Annotated in this window: 16 protein-coding genes and 1 riboswitch; of the genes, 5 read left to right on the plus strand and 11 right to left on the minus strand. The window is 52.1% G+C overall.

Annotated features, from left to right (window positions below; genetic code table 11):
• Positions 1-70: 70 nt before the first annotated feature.
• Positions 71-340, minus strand: a complete 270-nt coding sequence (locus tag VGM48_RS24705; RefSeq protein WP_331583623.1) for a hypothetical protein — start codon at positions 338-340, stop codon at positions 71-73.
• Between the two features lie 20 nt (positions 341-360).
• On the opposite strand from VGM48_RS24705, the gene VGM48_RS24710 reads away from it, so the two are divergent.
• Positions 361-696: a hypothetical protein gene (locus VGM48_RS24710; protein ID WP_331583625.1), complete on the plus strand. Its 336-nt coding sequence runs from the start codon at positions 361-363 to the stop codon at positions 694-696.
• 119 nt (positions 697-815) lie between these two features.
• Positions 816-3,323 (plus strand): TonB-dependent receptor, encoded by a 2,508-nt coding sequence (locus VGM48_RS24715; protein ID WP_331583627.1) that lies wholly within the window; start codon positions 816-818, stop codon positions 3,321-3,323.
• 40 nt (positions 3,324-3,363) lie between these two features.
• Here the strand turns inward: VGM48_RS24715 and metE are convergent, their stop codons facing one another.
• Complete coding sequence (metE, locus tag VGM48_RS24720; protein WP_331583629.1) at positions 3,364-5,694, minus strand: 5-methyltetrahydropteroyltriglutamate--homocysteine S-methyltransferase; 2,331 nt, start codon at positions 5,692-5,694, stop codon at positions 3,364-3,366.
• 162 nt (positions 5,695-5,856) lie between these two features.
• Positions 5,857-6,044, minus strand: a riboswitch (cobalamin riboswitch).
• 198 nt (positions 6,045-6,242) lie between these two features.
• On the opposite strand from metE, the gene VGM48_RS24725 reads away from it, so the two are divergent.
• On the plus strand, positions 6,243-7,184 hold the full coding sequence (locus VGM48_RS24725) for a pentapeptide repeat-containing protein (protein WP_331583631.1): 942 nt from the start codon (positions 6,243-6,245) through the stop codon (positions 7,182-7,184).
• A 28-nt stretch (positions 7,185-7,212) separates the two neighbouring features.
• Here the strand turns inward: VGM48_RS24725 and VGM48_RS24730 are convergent, their stop codons facing one another.
• The 6 genes from VGM48_RS24730 to VGM48_RS24755 form a co-directional block, all read right to left on the minus strand.
• On the minus strand, positions 7,213-8,052 hold the full coding sequence (locus tag VGM48_RS24730; protein ID WP_331583633.1) for an alpha/beta hydrolase: 840 nt from the start codon (positions 8,050-8,052) through the stop codon (positions 7,213-7,215).
• A gap of 6 nt (positions 8,053-8,058) precedes the next feature.
• Positions 8,059-8,547 carry an SRPBCC domain-containing protein gene (locus VGM48_RS24735; protein WP_331583635.1) on the minus strand — a complete coding sequence of 163 codons (489 nt, stop codon included), beginning with the start codon at positions 8,545-8,547 and terminating at the stop codon, positions 8,059-8,061.
• A gap of 12 nt (positions 8,548-8,559) precedes the next feature.
• The gene (locus tag VGM48_RS24740; protein WP_331583637.1) at positions 8,560-8,877 is read right to left on the minus strand and encodes a metalloregulator ArsR/SmtB family transcription factor; all 318 of its coding nucleotides are present in this window, start codon (positions 8,875-8,877) and stop codon (positions 8,560-8,562) included.
• Between the two features lie 210 nt (positions 8,878-9,087).
• Entirely contained in the window at positions 9,088-9,342 is a 255-nt protein-coding gene (locus tag VGM48_RS24745) for a short-chain dehydrogenase (RefSeq protein ID WP_331583639.1), read from the minus strand.
• Positions 9,343-9,426: 84 nt separating this feature from the next.
• Positions 9,427-10,155: a hypothetical protein gene (locus VGM48_RS24750; RefSeq protein WP_331583643.1), complete on the minus strand. Its 729-nt coding sequence runs from the start codon at positions 10,153-10,155 to the stop codon at positions 9,427-9,429.
• Positions 10,156-10,217: 62 nt separating this feature from the next.
• Positions 10,218-11,597, minus strand: coding sequence for a tetratricopeptide repeat protein (locus VGM48_RS24755; protein ID WP_331583645.1), 1,380 nt, complete (start codon positions 11,595-11,597; stop codon positions 10,218-10,220).
• Positions 11,598-11,905: 308 nt separating this feature from the next.
• Here VGM48_RS24755 and VGM48_RS24760 point away from each other — a divergent pair, with 308 nt between their 5' ends.
• Positions 11,906-12,100 (plus strand): hypothetical protein, encoded by a 195-nt coding sequence (locus tag VGM48_RS24760; RefSeq protein WP_331583647.1) that lies wholly within the window; start codon positions 11,906-11,908, stop codon positions 12,098-12,100.
• Between the two features lie 28 nt (positions 12,101-12,128).
• Positions 12,129-12,695: a dihydrofolate reductase family protein gene (locus tag VGM48_RS24765; RefSeq protein ID WP_331583649.1), complete on the plus strand. Its 567-nt coding sequence runs from the start codon at positions 12,129-12,131 to the stop codon at positions 12,693-12,695.
• Here the strand turns inward: VGM48_RS24765 and VGM48_RS24770 are convergent.
• From VGM48_RS24770 to VGM48_RS24780, 3 genes are all read right to left on the minus strand, one after another.
• Complete coding sequence (locus VGM48_RS24770; RefSeq protein ID WP_331583651.1) at positions 12,678-13,193, minus strand: hypothetical protein; 516 nt, start codon at positions 13,191-13,193, stop codon at positions 12,678-12,680. The two genes, VGM48_RS24765 and VGM48_RS24770, sit on opposite strands and share 18 nt — an antisense overlap.
• A gap of 67 nt (positions 13,194-13,260) precedes the next feature.
• Positions 13,261-13,854, minus strand: coding sequence for a TetR/AcrR family transcriptional regulator (locus VGM48_RS24775; protein ID WP_331583653.1), 594 nt, complete (start codon positions 13,852-13,854; stop codon positions 13,261-13,263).
• Positions 13,838-15,322 (minus strand): FAD-dependent monooxygenase, encoded by a 1,485-nt coding sequence (locus tag VGM48_RS24780; RefSeq protein ID WP_331583655.1) that lies wholly within the window; start codon positions 15,320-15,322, stop codon positions 13,838-13,840. Before VGM48_RS24780 ends, VGM48_RS24775 begins: the two co-directional genes overlap by 17 nt.
• Between the last annotated feature and the right edge of the window lie 64 nt (positions 15,323-15,386).

Consider the following 15,386-nt stretch of genomic DNA (forward strand, 5'->3'; position numbering starts at 1 on the left):
CACTGCACTTCTCTGATCATCCACGGGGCGCTAATATAGTAATATTTCTATGGCGTGCCCTGGCATGGATCTACTCCAATTCAACAATATCCGTATCAGTAGTAGTAAGGAGCTCAAACGCCTTTTGAATATGCTGCCGGAGAAAATCCCATAGGGTCCGGTTGTCGCAATTGCCGATCTTGAGTGAGATCAATTTTGGCGGAGCGCCGAGGCGGCTGATCAACTCTGGAAGGAAGCAATAATTTGTTTGGCTTTCGCTGTAATATATTAAATAAATATAATCTATAATAGATTTATCATTAGCGCGGATAATACGATGCGTTCCCGCTTTTTTTGTCATCCTGTTTCATTTTCCTTACCTTGCCACCTATGCTCCGGCGGTTCTCTAAAATAATAGCCTTCCTCCTCCTGCTGGTCTTTACCCAGAAGTTGGGGGTCCGCCTGTGGATGCATGACTGGCTCCATGAGACCCAAACCAGGAGCCTCACCTCTTCAAAGTTCCCCACCGCCGAAAAGCTGCCCTTGCGATGCGATTGCATCGACGATATGCAGATGCCGTTGACGGCGACACCCGCCATCGTCCTGGAGGTGCCCCGCCAACAGAGCATAACGCTGTTGGCAGCATGGCTCCCACCCTTTTCCGCCGCGGAGAAGGTCTTCTACTCCCTGAAAGGCCCCCCGGTTCCCACTATTTGATCCTTCCATGTCGTGATCCATGCCGCGGACTACGCGCGTGATCGCACGATCCCCACCGAAGCTTTCCGGGAAACCTCCCGGCATCGCCTTCGATTATTTACTGATCAACTTCATCACTCATGAACCGGTGCTTATTCACCCTCGTCATCATTGTATTTGCATTATCGGGTCCCGCAATCGCCCGGACCACACCTCCCGGCACCCTGTCCGGCACCATCACCGATAAGGCGGATGGCAAACCCGTCGCCGGCGCCACCATCGCCATTCCCGACCTGAAGCTCGCCACCATCACCGATGCCAATGGGAAATTCACCCTTACCCTTGGCGCAAAGGGGACTTACCTGGTGCAGATAAGCTATGTCGGCTATGGGACCTTTACCCAGGAAGTGGACCTCAACCGGACAAGCGTGTTAAACGTCGGACTGCAGGTATCGACCATCGAAGCCAGCGAGATCGTTGTCACCGGTGTGAGCAAGGCCACGGAAATGAAACGGGCACCCATTCCGATCGTGGCGGTAGGCAAGGCCTATATGGACCAGCATGCCGCCTCCGGGAATGTGATCGACCAGGTGGCGAATCTTCCCGGCGTAAGCGCGGTGACGACAGGACCGAACATCTCCAAACCCTTTATCCATGGCCTCGGCTATAACCGCGTGGTCACCGCCCAGGACGGCATCCGTCAGGAAGGCCAGCAATGGGGAGATGAGCATGGAATAGAAGTGGATCAAAACTCCATCGACCGCATCGAGATCATCAAAGGTCCCGCGAGTCTGAGTTATGGATCGGACGCCATCGGCGGCGTGGTCAACCTGATCACACCACCGGCCGTCCCTGAGGGGAAGATCCTGGGATCGGTCAGCGGCATCTATGGCACCAACAACGGGTCGATAAACGGTAGCCTGCGGCTGCAGGGCAACCAAAATGGCTGGATCTGGGGTCTGCAGACATCCTCCAAGAATGCAAAGGATTATCAAAACCAGCACGATGGCCGGGTCTGGGCCACCAATTTCAACGAAAAGGATGCCCGCGCGATGGTCGGCGTCAACAAATCCTGGGGGTATTCCCACCTGAATGCGTCGCTTTTCGATGACCAGCAGGCCATCCCCGACGGGAGCCGCGATTCGCTGACCCGCCGGTTCACCAAACAGATCACCGATTCGGACACCTTCCGGCCCATCGTTTCACCATCCGAACTCAACTCCTATTCTCTCCCCGTACTCCACCAGCATGTCCAGTTATACCGCATCTACGACAACAGCAGCATCGCCCTCGGTAACGGCAACCTGCTGATCGATCTCGGCTACCAGTACAGCCACCGGCGGGAGTTCACGCACCCCCAGAACGCCGATGTGCCCGGACTGAATCTCCAACTGCAAACCTATACCTACGATGTCAAGTATAATTTCAGCCTCGGCAACGGCTACGAGACCAGCGTCGGCGTCAACGGCATGTACCAGAACAATGTACTGGGATACAGCACCGATTTCCCGATACCCGCCTATCACCAGTTCGATCTCGGCCCCTTTCTCGTGGTGAAGAAGACCTTTGGCAAGCTCGACCTGTCCGCGGGCGGGCGATTCGATACCCGGTCCTTCGACGGCAAAGCCGCCTATATCGACAACACCGTCCCATATTTTTCTACGCTCTACACCGGTGCCGACCCGGCCGGCAATCCCAATGTCAGCCGGCAGTTCAGCGCCCTCAGCAAGAATTTCTCGGGTTTTTCCGGGAGCTTCGGCGGCACCTACAATTTCTCCAATGCGTTCCTGATAAAAGCCAATATCGCCCGCGGCTTCCGGGCGCCCAGCATTGCCGAACTGTCTGCCAACGGTGCGGACCCCGGCTCGCAGATCTATCACGTCGGCAACAGCAGTTTCAAACCCGAGTTCAGCATCCAGGAAGACCTCGGCGCCTTCCTCACCCTCCCGAAAGTATCGGCAAGTGTGAGCCTGTTCGACAACCATATCCAGAACTATATCTTCCAGCAACAGATCATCGATGCCAACGGCAATCCCGAACGCGTAGACCCCGACGGCACTTCCGACCCCAATGGCCAGTATAGCAAGTTCACCTATGTGCAAAGCAAGGCGCGGATCCTCGGCGGTGAGTTATACCTGGATATCCACCCGGTATCCTGGTTACATTTTGAAAACGCCCTTACCCTTACCTACGGAACCAATCTCGAAGACAACGGCCATGCGCCCGACAGCCTGAAGTACCTGCCCTTCATCCCGCCCTTGCATACCCACTCCGAACTCCGGGCCAACTATGCCAAAGGGATCGGGCAGTTCAAAGATGCGTATGCATTTGTGGGTTTTGATCACTACAATGCCCAGAACCGGTTCTTTGCCGCTTATGGCACGGAAACCTACACCGCGGGTTATAACCTGCTGAGCGCCGGCATCGGCGTAGATCTTGTCAATAAGGCCGGGCAAAAGATCGTCCGGTTATTCATCGAGGGGACCAACCTCGCCAATACCAACTACCAGTCGAATATGAGCCGGCTGAAGTATTTCGATAACCCAAATGTTCCTGCGGGCGCGCAGCCGGGGATCTTCAATATGGGCCGGAATTTCAGTTTTAAGGTCGTCGTGCCTTTTGATCTTTCACCCCATTCCCACGCATAAAAAACGGCCCGGGGTCTCCCCGGGCCGTAAAACATATTCCTTAACGGGCTCCCGCAGGCACCGCCTCGCGCAGTTCCTTCGCCGCCTCCACCATCGCCACCAACGCCGCCTTCGTCTCCGGCCAGGCCCTGGTCTTCAGGCCGCAATCGGGATTCACCCACAGCTGATCGGCAGGCACCACCGCCCTGGCCTTCTCCATCAGCGCGACCATCTCCATCTTCGACGGCACCCGCGGCGAATGGATATCATACACCCCCGGTCCGATCTCGTTCGGGTATTTGAATTCCGCAAACGCCTCCAGCAGCTCCATCTGCGACCGCGAACATTCGATCGTGATGACATCCGCATCCATGTCCGCAATGCTGTCGATGATATCGTTGAACTCGGAATAACACATATGCGTGTGGACCTGCGTCGCATCTTCAACGCCGCTCGCGGAGATGCGAAACGCCCGTACCGCCCAATCCAGGTACTCCTTCCAGTTCTCTTTCCGTAGCGGCAATCCCTCGCGGATCGCCGGTTCGTCGATCTGGATGACCCGGATCCCCGCCTTTTCGAGGTCGACCACCTCGTCGCGGATCGCCAGCGCGATCTGCGCACAGGTCTCGCTTCGCGGCTGATCGTTGCGCACAAACGACCATTGCAGGATCGTCACCGGACCGGTCAGCATGCCCTTCACCCATTTCTTCGTGAGCGATTGCGCATACCCCGACCAGCGCACCGTCATAGGCCTGGGCCGCGATACGTCCCCGAAAATGACCGGCGGCTTGACGCAGCGGCTTCCATAGCTCTGGACCCAGCCATTGCTCGTAAAGACAAAGCCGTCCAGTTGCTCGCCAAAATATTCGACCATATCGTTGCGCTCAAACTCCCCATGCACCAGCACGTCGATGCCGATGGATTCCTGCCAGCGGATGGCCGCCTCGGTTTCCTTCTCTACAAAAGCATCGTATTCGGCCGGGCTGATCTCGCCTTTCTTCAGCCTGGCGCGGACATTCCGCACTTCGGGGGTCTGTGGGAACGATCCGATGGTCGTCGTCGGGAAAGCCGGCAGTTTCAACAACTCCCGCTGCCGCAGTTTCCGCTCCGCAAATTCATGGGTACGACGAGCATCCCCGGCCGCGATCGCCGCCACCCGCTGTTTCACCACCACCTTATGGATCAGCGCGCTGGTCCGCCGGCTATTGGTCGCCGCGACATTCTCTCTCCAGGCTTTGTCCGTTGCCGCACCCGGCTCGCCGGACGTCAGTTGTTTCAGCGTGACCACCTCCCGTATCTTTTGATTGGCAAAAGACATCCATTGTTTCATCTCTGGTGTCAGCACCTTCTCGTCCGATTCCAGGTCCAGGTCGCAGGGGCTGTGTAGCAGCGAACAGGAGGGAGCGATCAAGATCCTTTCCCTGCCGATCTTTGCAACAGCCTTGTTGATCAGGTGCACCGACTGCTGGAAATCGTTCTTCCAGATATTCCGTCCGTCGACGACGCCCAGCGAAAGCCGCGTCGCACTGTTGACAAAAGATGCATTAACAAGGATATCATCCAGCTGCGAAGGACAGCGCACCAGGTCCAGATGGAGGATCTGCACCGGCAATTCCAGCACGGTAGACAGGTTGTTACCATAACATTCGAAATAGCTGGCCAGGATGATATGCAGATCGGGGAACTTCGCCTTGATCTCCCGATAGGTCTTTACAAACACCTGCCGCTCGGCCTCCGTAAGGTCCAGCGCCAGGCAGGGTTCATCCAGCTGAACGTAATAGACTCCCGCATCGTCCAGTTTCTTCAGCACCTCCAGATAGACGGGCAGCAGCCGTTTGATCAACTCCAGCCGGTGGAATCCGGGTTCTTTCTCTTTGCCCAACAACAGATAGGAAACAGGTCCCAGCAACACGGGCTTGGCGGGGATGCCGGCTTCTTTCGCCTCCCGCACCTCATTGACGAGTTTATTGCTGAAAAGCGAAAAGGTCTGATTCGCCACGAATTCAGCGACGATATAATGATAATTCGTGTCAAACCATTTCGTCATCTCCATGGCGGTAATGTCGAACCCATCTTTCTGATAGCCCCTCGCCATGGCGAAAAGCAGGTCGACATCCTTCAACTGCTTTTCCTGCATCAGGGTATGATAGCGGGTCGGAATAGCGCCCACCATCAGGCTGGTGTCCAGCACCTGGTCATAAAACGAAAAATCTCCGACAGGGATCAGGTCGATCCCCGCGTCTTTTTGAAGCCGCCAGTTAAACAGGCGGATCTCTTTACCGGTCGTCATCAATTGCTCTGCGGAGAGCTTGCCGGCCCAATACTGTTCGGATGCTTTTTTAAGCTCCCGTCGGCTGCCAATCCTCGGGTAGCCTAGGTTGTGTGTTTGCATGCTGTTGCTTTTTAAATGAATTGATCAATTAAAAGCCCCGGCTATATCCAGCTATGGAATCGTAGAAAAAGGTGAGACAGCAGAATAGGGTCCCCCGGCCGGCATTGCACACGCCACCCAAGCGGATCCATCAACTGACCATTTGCCTCATTCCACGAAAGCATAGTCAATACGGTAAAGGCAGGTCTCCTGGCTAGTAACATTTTTGCCGTCCTTCCCATCCCCGGGGGACAGTGGACTCAGGTAGGCAAAAACCTTGTGTTACTTACAGTTGCGGGACAGCTTGTGATTTACACACAATTCCCTATTAACCCCGGTATTACCCGGGGACCTCCACCGCATGATGAAGAAATATAGAAAGAACTCCATCGCAAATATAGGAAATTCCGCCCGATCAAAAACGGGCCATTCCGGCAGATACTACCGCAGGTTGTTGAAAAACAACCAGGAGTAGCGGTACAACAACTAATAGTTGTCGCTTTTTTGCTGATTTGAGGGATAACTCGAAATATCTTTGTCGTGTCCAAACAAAGCAAAAAAAAGTAACTATGGAATCTTCGATCATCGGCAACAAAATTGCCAAAGCGCGCAAGGGGATAAATATCTCCCAGGCGCAACTGGCTCAGCGGCTATTCATTAGCCCGCAAGCAGTGGGGAAATGGGAACGCGGCGAATCCATCCCCGACCTCCCTACCCTTAACCGCCTGGCAGCGATCCTGGGCGTTGACCTTAATTATTTTTCAGAGAACTTTCCATCGGGAGAAGCCGAAAAAGCCACTGGAAGATCGACCGGGGTCGCCGCCCCATCCCGCGAGCCGGAGCAGGCCATCGCGGACCAACCCACGCCGGAGCCGTCTTTGCTCATGAACTTCAACGGGAGTAACCTGCCCAATAGCGACTTCGCAGGCATTGTCGCGCACAAAAGGAAGTTTCATGGGAGTGCATTGCGCGGTTCCGATTTCTCGGGTGCAGATCTGACCGGCAGCTCGTTTAACGCCAGTGATGTCCGGGAAGCCAATTTCGACGGGGCAAACCTGACCGATTGCACGCTGTCCGCCAGCGATCTCTCCGATACGCATTTCGACAAGTCCATTCTCGTACGCACCGAGTTCAGCAAGTCGGCGCTCACCCGGGCAAAATTCGCGGCGGCAAAGCTGACCGAAGCAAAATTGACAAAGACCGATCTCCGGAAAACGGTCTTTGAGAACTGTGTCTTCGATGGCGTGGACTTCGCCGACTCCGACATGCGCGGACTATGTCTCGATGGCCAGACCTTTATGAATGTCAGGTTTCACAACACCGCGCTCGGCGACGCAACATTCAATGGCGCGATACTCACCAATGTCTCCTTCCGCGCACCGTACGCCATTACCAATAAGTATTACCGCAGTATCAAAACCATCCGCTTCGATGGCGCCACGATGGATAAGCTGACCTACGCCTTCCTCAAGGGCATGGGAGCCGATCTGTCAAAGGTCACGGTCAAATAGAACTAGATAACGGCGCGGGGCGACCCAGTCATCGATCGAGGAAACCTTCGATCATCGGGATAACGAAATTTGCTTCTTTAGAACCGGTTCCCAGTGTCGTTATTTCGCCAATATATTCCCCGTGTACCCCCGGGATGATCGCCAGTTGCGAGTTGGTAATGAACCGGTGCATCTCGATGGCATGTTCAGAGGTGATTACGTCTCTGTCGCCAATGATGATCAACGTTGGTGCTTTGATGGATTTGATCTGTTCGTCAGGGATATCCTTAAAATTGACCATCCTTGCCGCATCCTTATCATGCATGATTTGCAGCCCTGCGGGGTTGCCGGAAACTTTCAAATAGGCTTCTTTCAGCTCCCTGGGCATGTTCGCCAGCTGCGCATGTTTCATAAAATCCCAAAAGGGTGCAGGCACTCCGTCGCGTTTACAAAGCGCAGACCCAAGGATCAGCTTATCGACCATTTCCGGGTGGTGAATAGCGATTTGAACGGTCGTTGTTCCACCGTTGCTGAAACCGAAAAGATCGGCTTTGGCAATATGAAGATTTTTCAGAAGGGTTACGACATCCTCGGCATCCTGTGTGAATGACTCCGGCGCATTTCTGTCGCTTGTGCGGCCGTGTGCCTGCAGGTCCATGGCAATGACTTTATATCTCCTGGCAAGCATGGGAATGACCCTTCCGAAGGTGGTTTCAAGGGTCGAGCCGCCGCCGTGGATCAATACAAGCGGTTCGCCTTGCCCATAGATCTCATAATACATTTTAATCCCGTTGACCTCCGAATAACCCTTTTCAACGGACCGGCTGGTGTGTTGGAACGCCGATCCGGTCAGCAATGCCAAAACAGCCAGAAAGATTGTCCTTTTCATGATTAGTTAGTTTTGATCGAGTAAGATTTGCATATTGTTCAACATTTGCAGCCAGCCTGGGTAGGCGCCCGTTCGTTTGGCCAATTCCTGCGAGACCGTTTGCCGTAATTGCATCTTTGTTTTCCCGTTTTCCTCCGCAAAGGTCACGGTAACCAGCGTTTGCCCCGGCCAATCGGGGTCCATCCCGATTTCCGCAGGGTTGATGGGGTTACCGTTCTCATCTGCATTGATCATGGTAAATACGATCTTCCGGCCAGGTACGATCTCTTTGTATTCACCGATGCACCAACAGTCGCCGAATCGGGGATTGGTGACACACGAGTGAAACCGGCCGCCTGTTTCAATGACAAGCTTTTTGAAATACACGGTACACCCATCGGGCGCAAACCATTTCACCAGTTTCCCGGGATCGGTCCATGCGCTAAAAACCTTTTCAGGACTGGCGTTAAAGATCTTTTCTATAAAAACTTCGTTATTACTGACGCGATCTTCCATTTGGGTAGTTTTTTATTTATCGAGTTCATCAAGGAATTGATCCAGCTTGTCAAATCGTTGGTTCCACAGTTTCCGGGATTCGGTTACCCAGTCGGCGACTTCATCGAGTTTGTTGAGCCGGGCTTCGCAAATTTGTTCCCGCCCTTTTTGCGTGACGGTGATCATGCCGCATTCATCAAGCACTTTGATGTGTTTGGCAATCGCCTGCCGGCTAACGCCAAATTCCTTGATGATCCCTGCCAGGTTCAGAGGGCCGCGTGACAGCTTCTGAATAATTATCCGTCTCGTGGGATCGGCAATTGCCTGAAAGACATCTCTCCGTTCTATCATAATACAACCATTTGGTTGCCAAATATAAATACAACCATCTGGTTGTGCAAATATTTTTCTGGTCAATACAATAGGAAAAGGCTCATAACATTTGATTATTAAAACGTTATGAACCGAATCAACGAAAAAATGGATAGAAATGCAGGGAAAAAAGTAGCCGCTATGCTTCGGGGAAGCTAGGCTCAGTGGTGAGAAAGAAGGATTATTAGACTATCCTTTCTGCGAAAGCTTGGTAAATTCAGCGCCGTTGAAGATCCGGGACAGGTTGATGTCGTTTGATTTCCGGAATTCGGCGATATGCTTCACAGAAACTATCCGCCAGAAGTTCTTCTTCTTCAACTCGGAATAATCCGCGGTTTTGATAAAAACCCCTTCTACGGTACCTCTTGTCTTGAAGAAGATATTAGCTTGCTGTTTGACGTCTTCTCCGCCGCCGATGAATTTTTCGATCTGTTCGATTGTCATAATTTACCTTAAAAAGCAACCAATGCAAAGGTTTATACATGGTTACAAGGCGCAATATACGAAATTTTGCGGGCAAAGCCATAACTATCTTTTTAGTTCCGCGTCTATTTCGGCCATTAGCTTCCCGACCTCCTCCGCCACCAGCAATTTCTGATCTTTCATTTCATTCAGCAGATCCCGCTGCCACATGATCTGAAATCGGATCGCCGGGTCATTCGTATAGCCCGAGATCAGCGAATTACCCCGGGGGCCGAAGGGCGTTCGGGTACCGATATAGGTGATATACTGGTTACGCCGTTCCTCGAAGATCATCCGGTCGGAGGCCACGCGATCGGGCAGTGTTACCGTAAACATCCTGGTGATATTCTGCATCAGCGGTTGGTTCTCGATCAGCCTTAAGTTGCCGGAGGATTTAAAACTTTCGAAACGGCTGTTGTCGAAAGTAAAACCCACCATATTGGTCAGGTTGCCGCTGAGACTATCCATATACGCTTTGTCGATCCGGTTCTCGCTGATCTGCTTCCAGATGGCGTCATAGTAATCCAGGGTGTGCTGGTAGTCATGCCGGTGTTCCGCCAGCTTGTCGGCCGTTACTTTCAGGTCAGCCCGGATGCCCACCAGGAAATCCCTGGCCAGCCGCTGCTCGTGCAGATGATCGTTCCAGTTGTGGAACCAAAGCGTGATGCTCACCGCGACAACGATGATAAAGATCTCGAAAAAGAATTCCCGCAGCTTCTTCTTCCACGAATGCTCTTTTTTGAGCAGTGCCCGGGCCGCATCACCCGCGTGTTTGATGATCTTTTCTTCTGCCATATCCCATAAATATAGATAATTTCATACATCAACTCCAATAGTGCCCAGCCTTACCTACATCTTTATTTCTTTTCCAGCTTTTCAATTGTCTTCCTGGCCGCCGCCAACCGTATAGCTTTATTTTTCTCCACCATTTTCTCAATAACCCATTTCTCTATTTTATGATGCAAGGGGATCAATATCGCACTTATAATTACTAATGCACATAACATCAATATGGGCGAGTCATTCGCATAATCGGAAAGATAGGGATGAAGAAGTAAGTTAATGAAGTCAAAGCTCACAAGCAATGCAAGAACACCTAAAAACCTTATCCAATTTGCATTCATAATGTTGCGGCTGAGTAGAAAGAACAGGAGAATTAAAGATATAATGCCAACGGCAATAGCGGCAAATTGAATGTCCTGTTTTCGTTTTTCGGCAGCAGCCTTAAGCTCAGCCTGCTTTTCATGTTGGCGGCTTTCTTCCTGGAAAGAAAGAAGTTGCTGTTGCTTTATTTTTTCCTGTGTTATCAATGTGTCTTTTGTAACCGCAGCCAACTCGAGATATTTAAGGGCGCTATCCCCCGCATTAATTTTTTTATAGATTGCAAACAAATCCGAACACGCGGCTGCTATTGCTGCGGGGCTGCCAGACTTGTCCGCTGCTTCCAATTCCTTCTTTCCATAATATATACAGGAATCGTATAGCTGCCGCTTTTGAAATAACGTAAAAATACCCGAATACAATTCTGTCAGCGCATTGTTGTCGGAGGTTGCAATGGCAATAGGGATACCCATTCGGTAAAAACTTAATGCTACATCATAGTTGTTCATGGCTGTATGAACACTGGCAAGGCGGGCGATAGCAATGGTTTCTCCCCGGGAATTCATTAGCATCTCATAGGCATTTTGTTCATATTTAAGTGCGGAATCAAGTTGTCCCTCATGTAAGTAACACAATCCCATGCTTAACCCAACACCTCCCAGGCCCTCCCTACTATTCAAAGACTCTTCTATTTGCTTAATTTTTTTGTAATATAGTAATGCTTCTTTGTAATCCTTTTCGTCCTCATAATTCCCCGCAATTCCGAAATAGGATAACGCTACGCCGCTTTGGTCGTTTATCGTTTCAGAAATTTGCAACGCTTGCATATGGTATTTTATGCCTGCGATATAATTTCCACTCACTCTGTTGAGGTGCCCCAACCCATTAAGACACGTAATCTCACCTCTTTTATAGTTGATAGTCCGTGATAACTCAAGACCCTGTTCCGCATAAGTGAATCCTATTTCAGGTTTTTCAAAAAGATAACTTGTCCCGATCTCTGCCAGAAGCAGTACCCGATTGGTATCCTGTTCTTCTTTTTGAAGCAACAGCTTCAGGCTATCGGCTAATTTGGATTGTGCAAAAGCGGGAATTGCATACAGGCTCAGCAGCCAAAAGAAAATAGTTCTTTTCATTTTGCAGTTATGATAATACAAGAACATGACGTGGCGTGCCACACATAAATATACGCTACTGTTCGTTTTCCTCACAATTTTTAACCCTTTGACTATCACTTTCACCACTTCCACCTATGCCAGCCGGTTTGGCGCCGCCGTAAGCGCAACCCGGGCGGCGTCACCTTCTGGACAATTGGCATCGGCGACCCGACAAACTCGCCCGGAGAAAGACAACGCAAGGGAAGAGGAAGAAAATCATGAGCCTTGCCGGAAGTTTGTTTGCAATGGCTTTAAATGGTAATTTTACGTACCACCCGATTTTGGCCATGGAAAAAGGCATAACTAATAAAAAGCAGATCCCCCGCAAGCCGAACCTGCGGCCGTTCAGGATGGTGCTGTCCGAGCGGCCGATCTATCTGATGGAGCATACCCTCGATAGAGCGTGCGGGATGTTTGGGATCAAGAAGGAAGAGACGGCTTGCTATAAACGGAAGGTGGAACGGGGAATGGGATGGTTGTGATATTTACTGAAGTAAAAAAGTGTCCGCTATGAACCAAAGAAAACTAATACTCTCGATGCAAATAACGCTCGACGGTTACGTGGCAGGCCCCAATGATGAAGCGGATTGGCTGCAGTCAAGCGACGAAGAATGGGAAGACATGTTTAACGACCTTGAGACGGCCGATACGTATTTGCTGGGAAGAAAAATGTACCCGCTATATTCCTCATACTGGCAATCAGTGCTGAAAAACCCCGCCAGTGAAGGAAACGAGCTGAAATTCGCGAAGCTGGCCGACAAAACCCAACACATCGTTTTCACAAAGGGCGATTTTAAACCCGACTGGAAAAACACCAAAGTCTCTCACGATGTAAAAGAAGAGATTGCGAACCTCAAAAAACAGCCAGGCAAGAACATCATCGCGTGGGGCGGCGCCAATTTCGCTTCCACCCTCATCAATCTCGGAGTGCTGGATGAAATAAGGCTCGAGCTGAATCCCACGATCCTGGGCAGCGGAAAGGCCTTGTTCGCAAATGTGGATCATCGCAGCCAGCTGCAATTGATCGATTCGCGAAAATTGAAACCCGGATTGATCGTCTTACGATATAAAGTTTGAATTAATATCCGAATAAAGCTCTCCGCCTGCCTTCTTTATTACCAAGGTGATGTTATTGGTGTAGTCTTGATCATGGAATTTGATCTCAACATCCTGTTCAACAACCTCCGCACCAAGGTAAGTTACGCGATCGCGGACCATTTGCAGCCGGGCTCCAGCACCAGGCCGGCAAATGGCAAAAGGTGAAAGTAGCCGAACCCTTCCGAACACCTTTATCTTTCCGATCACAACGATGCCGCCATTAAAAACAATCACGTCTGCCAAATTATAAGTATACAATGACTTAAGCGGATCGATCTGATATCGGTTTATTCTTTTCATCATGTCATATCCCTTAAACCAGATTCGGACATCCGTATATTTGGCTTTGGCGTCATCGGGAAGCAGCTCAATGATCCCTTTAGCCTTCTTTTCAACTGTAATGTATATATACAAAAAGAATAAGAACGGGGCCGGCAAAACTATTGCCAATAGAAGGATGTAAAGAAACGTTGTCATAGACAATATGAAAAGCTAAATATAAGTACTAATAATCCGAAAGATCAGCATTTACCTGCCCGGATAACTACTCCCCCCTCAACGCCATCGCAATCCTTCTTACCGCTTCCCCGATCAACTCAGGCGTAATGCGAAATTTGTCACTGGCATAGCTTCCCCCCGCCGCATGAAACTCGATCAGCGAATAAAGCGGCGCGAAAGCGATCGCCCAATATACCTCAAACGGCATCCCCGCCAGTTCGCCGCGCTTTATCGCGTTCTCCATGAACTTACCCAGGTCCGGCTGAAAGGTCTTGATCAGCTGCGGAGTGGTCCGGTGGAATTGCGGGGTGTACTTCAGGCGTTCCACCGCCTGTATATTCAGCGGATGCGCCACAAAATAATCAAACCGGTTCTGCCACTGTAACCGCAACCCCTCTTCAAAGGACATGTCTTCCTTCAATCCGCGGATACTCTGACTCAACTGCTCGGTCCGCAATTGCAGCGTCAGTTGAAAAAGGAGATCCTCCTTGTTTTTAAAATAGACATAGATCGTCGAGACCGATAACTCACAGCTGCGGGCAAGCTCCTTCATGCTGAACCCGTCGAGGCCTTCGCGCACGATCAGCTCCACCGCTTTTTGCCGGATCAGCAGTTCCTTGGCATCATCCCGTAATCTCATGGGACAAATATAATCGAAGATAGCCGTCAACGGCCGCCTCGTCCCCCGCATCGGCGACCAGCCCGATATACCCGTCGGGCCGGACGACATAGATGCCGCCCACCCTCCCGAAAAGCGGCACGAGCCCATCGGGAAGTAGGAACTCGCGTACCCGGTCGCCCCCGAAACCCTTCGCCGATCCACCCGCTGGCAAACGTATGACACTGAAATGCGTACCCCGATAAACATCCGACAACCAGCTTCCATCCGGCAAAAGACCATCCGGCGCCCGGTCTCCCGCCTGCACCCCCGTGGGATCATCGCGCAATTGACTGCTGAGCCCACTATATCGGTAGTTAAGGTTGAGTTGTGTCGTATCCTTCGTTGCAACGGTATGCAGACCGCCGTCGCCGCCTTTTTTTATGGCATCGGCCACCATGCGATGCCGCTCCGAACTGATGTTCAGCGTCCAGGCGGCAATGGGCAGGCGTTCTTCCTCATAGGTATCCAGCAGAGGCGCAGCCGCCTCACCGGAAAGAACATGCGCCAGCTTCCACCCCAGGTTATACGCATCCTGGATACCCGTGTTCATGCCCAAGCCCCCGGCAATCGAATGAACATGCGCCGCATCGCCGGCGATAAAGACCCGGCCCGAACGGAAGCGGTTCGCCATCCGCACGTTGACCCGGTACACCGTGGCCCAGGTGACCTTTTCCAGGGTCACGCCTTCCAGTCCCGCACGTTCTGCAAACAGGAGACGGAACATCGCCAGCCCGGGTTCGGAAAACTGGCCGTCGGCATCGGCCTGGGCCATCGTCTGCAGCTGCCAGCTCTTCGAGCAGGCAAAAGGACACAGACCGATCCCAAAGCCCAGCGTGGGATGCATCCAGATATACCAGGCATCCGGCGCCAAACCCGCTACTTCCACATCGCCGATAAAGGCCCGCTCTTCTTCATGGGTCTCTCCTTCGAATCGGATCCCGAGCGTCTTCCGGACCTTGCTCTTCCCGCCATCACACCCCACCAGGTAGGCGCAGTTGACGGCCTCCTCCCCCGCCGGTGTTACCAGCCGGGCCACGACCCGGTCCTCACCCTGCGAAAAGTCGATAAGCTCGGTACCCCGCTCCACTTCGACGCCCCATGACAGCAGTTTCCGCCGCAAAACCTCCTCCACCTTCCACTGCGGCACCAGGACGCCGGATACATAACGGGCATCGGGCCGCGCAAACACCGGCGCCCGCGAATCGCCCAGCCATTCGTTTCTATTATATCGCCTGAAGATCACATCCCTGGACCCGGCCGCGACCAGCTCCTCCGCCACCCCCAGGTCGGCCATCACCTCCAGGCTGCGCGGCGTCAGCCCCTTCGCCCGCGAGCCGATCGGATATTCGGGCGCACGGTCGATGATGCGTACAGGGACCTTCCTTCTGGCCAGCTCGCAGGCAAGGACGAGGCCCGTGGGACCGGCCCCGATGATCAATATTTGCATGCTGCAAATATAATCGAACGATCGTTCGATTAAAAATCTTTCTTGACAACCTATTTTTGTGTAT

This window comes from Puia sp., from assembly GCF_036500295.1.
GTDB lineage: Bacteria > Bacteroidota > Bacteroidia > Chitinophagales > Chitinophagaceae > Puia.

Coding starts and splice junctions, on each gene's coding strand:
- VGM48_RS24705 (WP_331583623.1), bottom strand. CDS start 340: ATGACAAAAAAAGCGGGAACGCATCGTATTATCCGCGCTAATGATAAA.
- VGM48_RS24715 (WP_331583627.1), top strand. CDS start 816: ATGAACCGGTGCTTATTCACCCTCGTCATCATTGTATTTGCATTATCG.
- metE (WP_331583629.1), bottom strand. CDS start 5,694: ATGCAAACACACAACCTAGGCTACCCGAGGATTGGCAGCCGACGGGAG.
- VGM48_RS24725 (WP_331583631.1), top strand. CDS start 6,243: ATGGAATCTTCGATCATCGGCAACAAAATTGCCAAAGCGCGCAAGGGG.
- VGM48_RS24730 (WP_331583633.1), bottom strand. CDS start 8,052: ATGAAAAGGACAATCTTTCTGGCTGTTTTGGCATTGCTGACCGGATCG.
- VGM48_RS24735 (WP_331583635.1), bottom strand. CDS start 8,547: ATGGAAGATCGCGTCAGTAATAACGAAGTTTTTATAGAAAAGATCTTT.
- VGM48_RS24740 (WP_331583637.1), bottom strand. CDS start 8,877: ATGATAGAACGGAGAGATGTCTTTCAGGCAATTGCCGATCCCACGAGA.
- VGM48_RS24745 (WP_331583639.1), bottom strand. CDS start 9,342: ATGACAATCGAACAGATCGAAAAATTCATCGGCGGCGGAGAAGACGTC.
- VGM48_RS24750 (WP_331583643.1), bottom strand. CDS start 10,155: ATGGCAGAAGAAAAGATCATCAAACACGCGGGTGATGCGGCCCGGGCA.
- VGM48_RS24755 (WP_331583645.1), bottom strand. CDS start 11,597: ATGAAAAGAACTATTTTCTTTTGGCTGCTGAGCCTGTATGCAATTCCC.
- VGM48_RS24760 (WP_331583647.1), top strand. CDS start 11,906: ATGGAAAAAGGCATAACTAATAAAAAGCAGATCCCCCGCAAGCCGAAC.
- VGM48_RS24765 (WP_331583649.1), top strand. CDS start 12,129: ATGAACCAAAGAAAACTAATACTCTCGATGCAAATAACGCTCGACGGT.
- VGM48_RS24770 (WP_331583651.1), bottom strand. CDS start 13,193: ATGACAACGTTTCTTTACATCCTTCTATTGGCAATAGTTTTGCCGGCC.
- VGM48_RS24775 (WP_331583653.1), bottom strand. CDS start 13,854: ATGAGATTACGGGATGATGCCAAGGAACTGCTGATCCGGCAAAAAGCG.
- VGM48_RS24780 (WP_331583655.1), bottom strand. CDS start 15,322: ATGCAAATATTGATCATCGGGGCCGGTCCCACGGGCCTCGTCCTTGCC.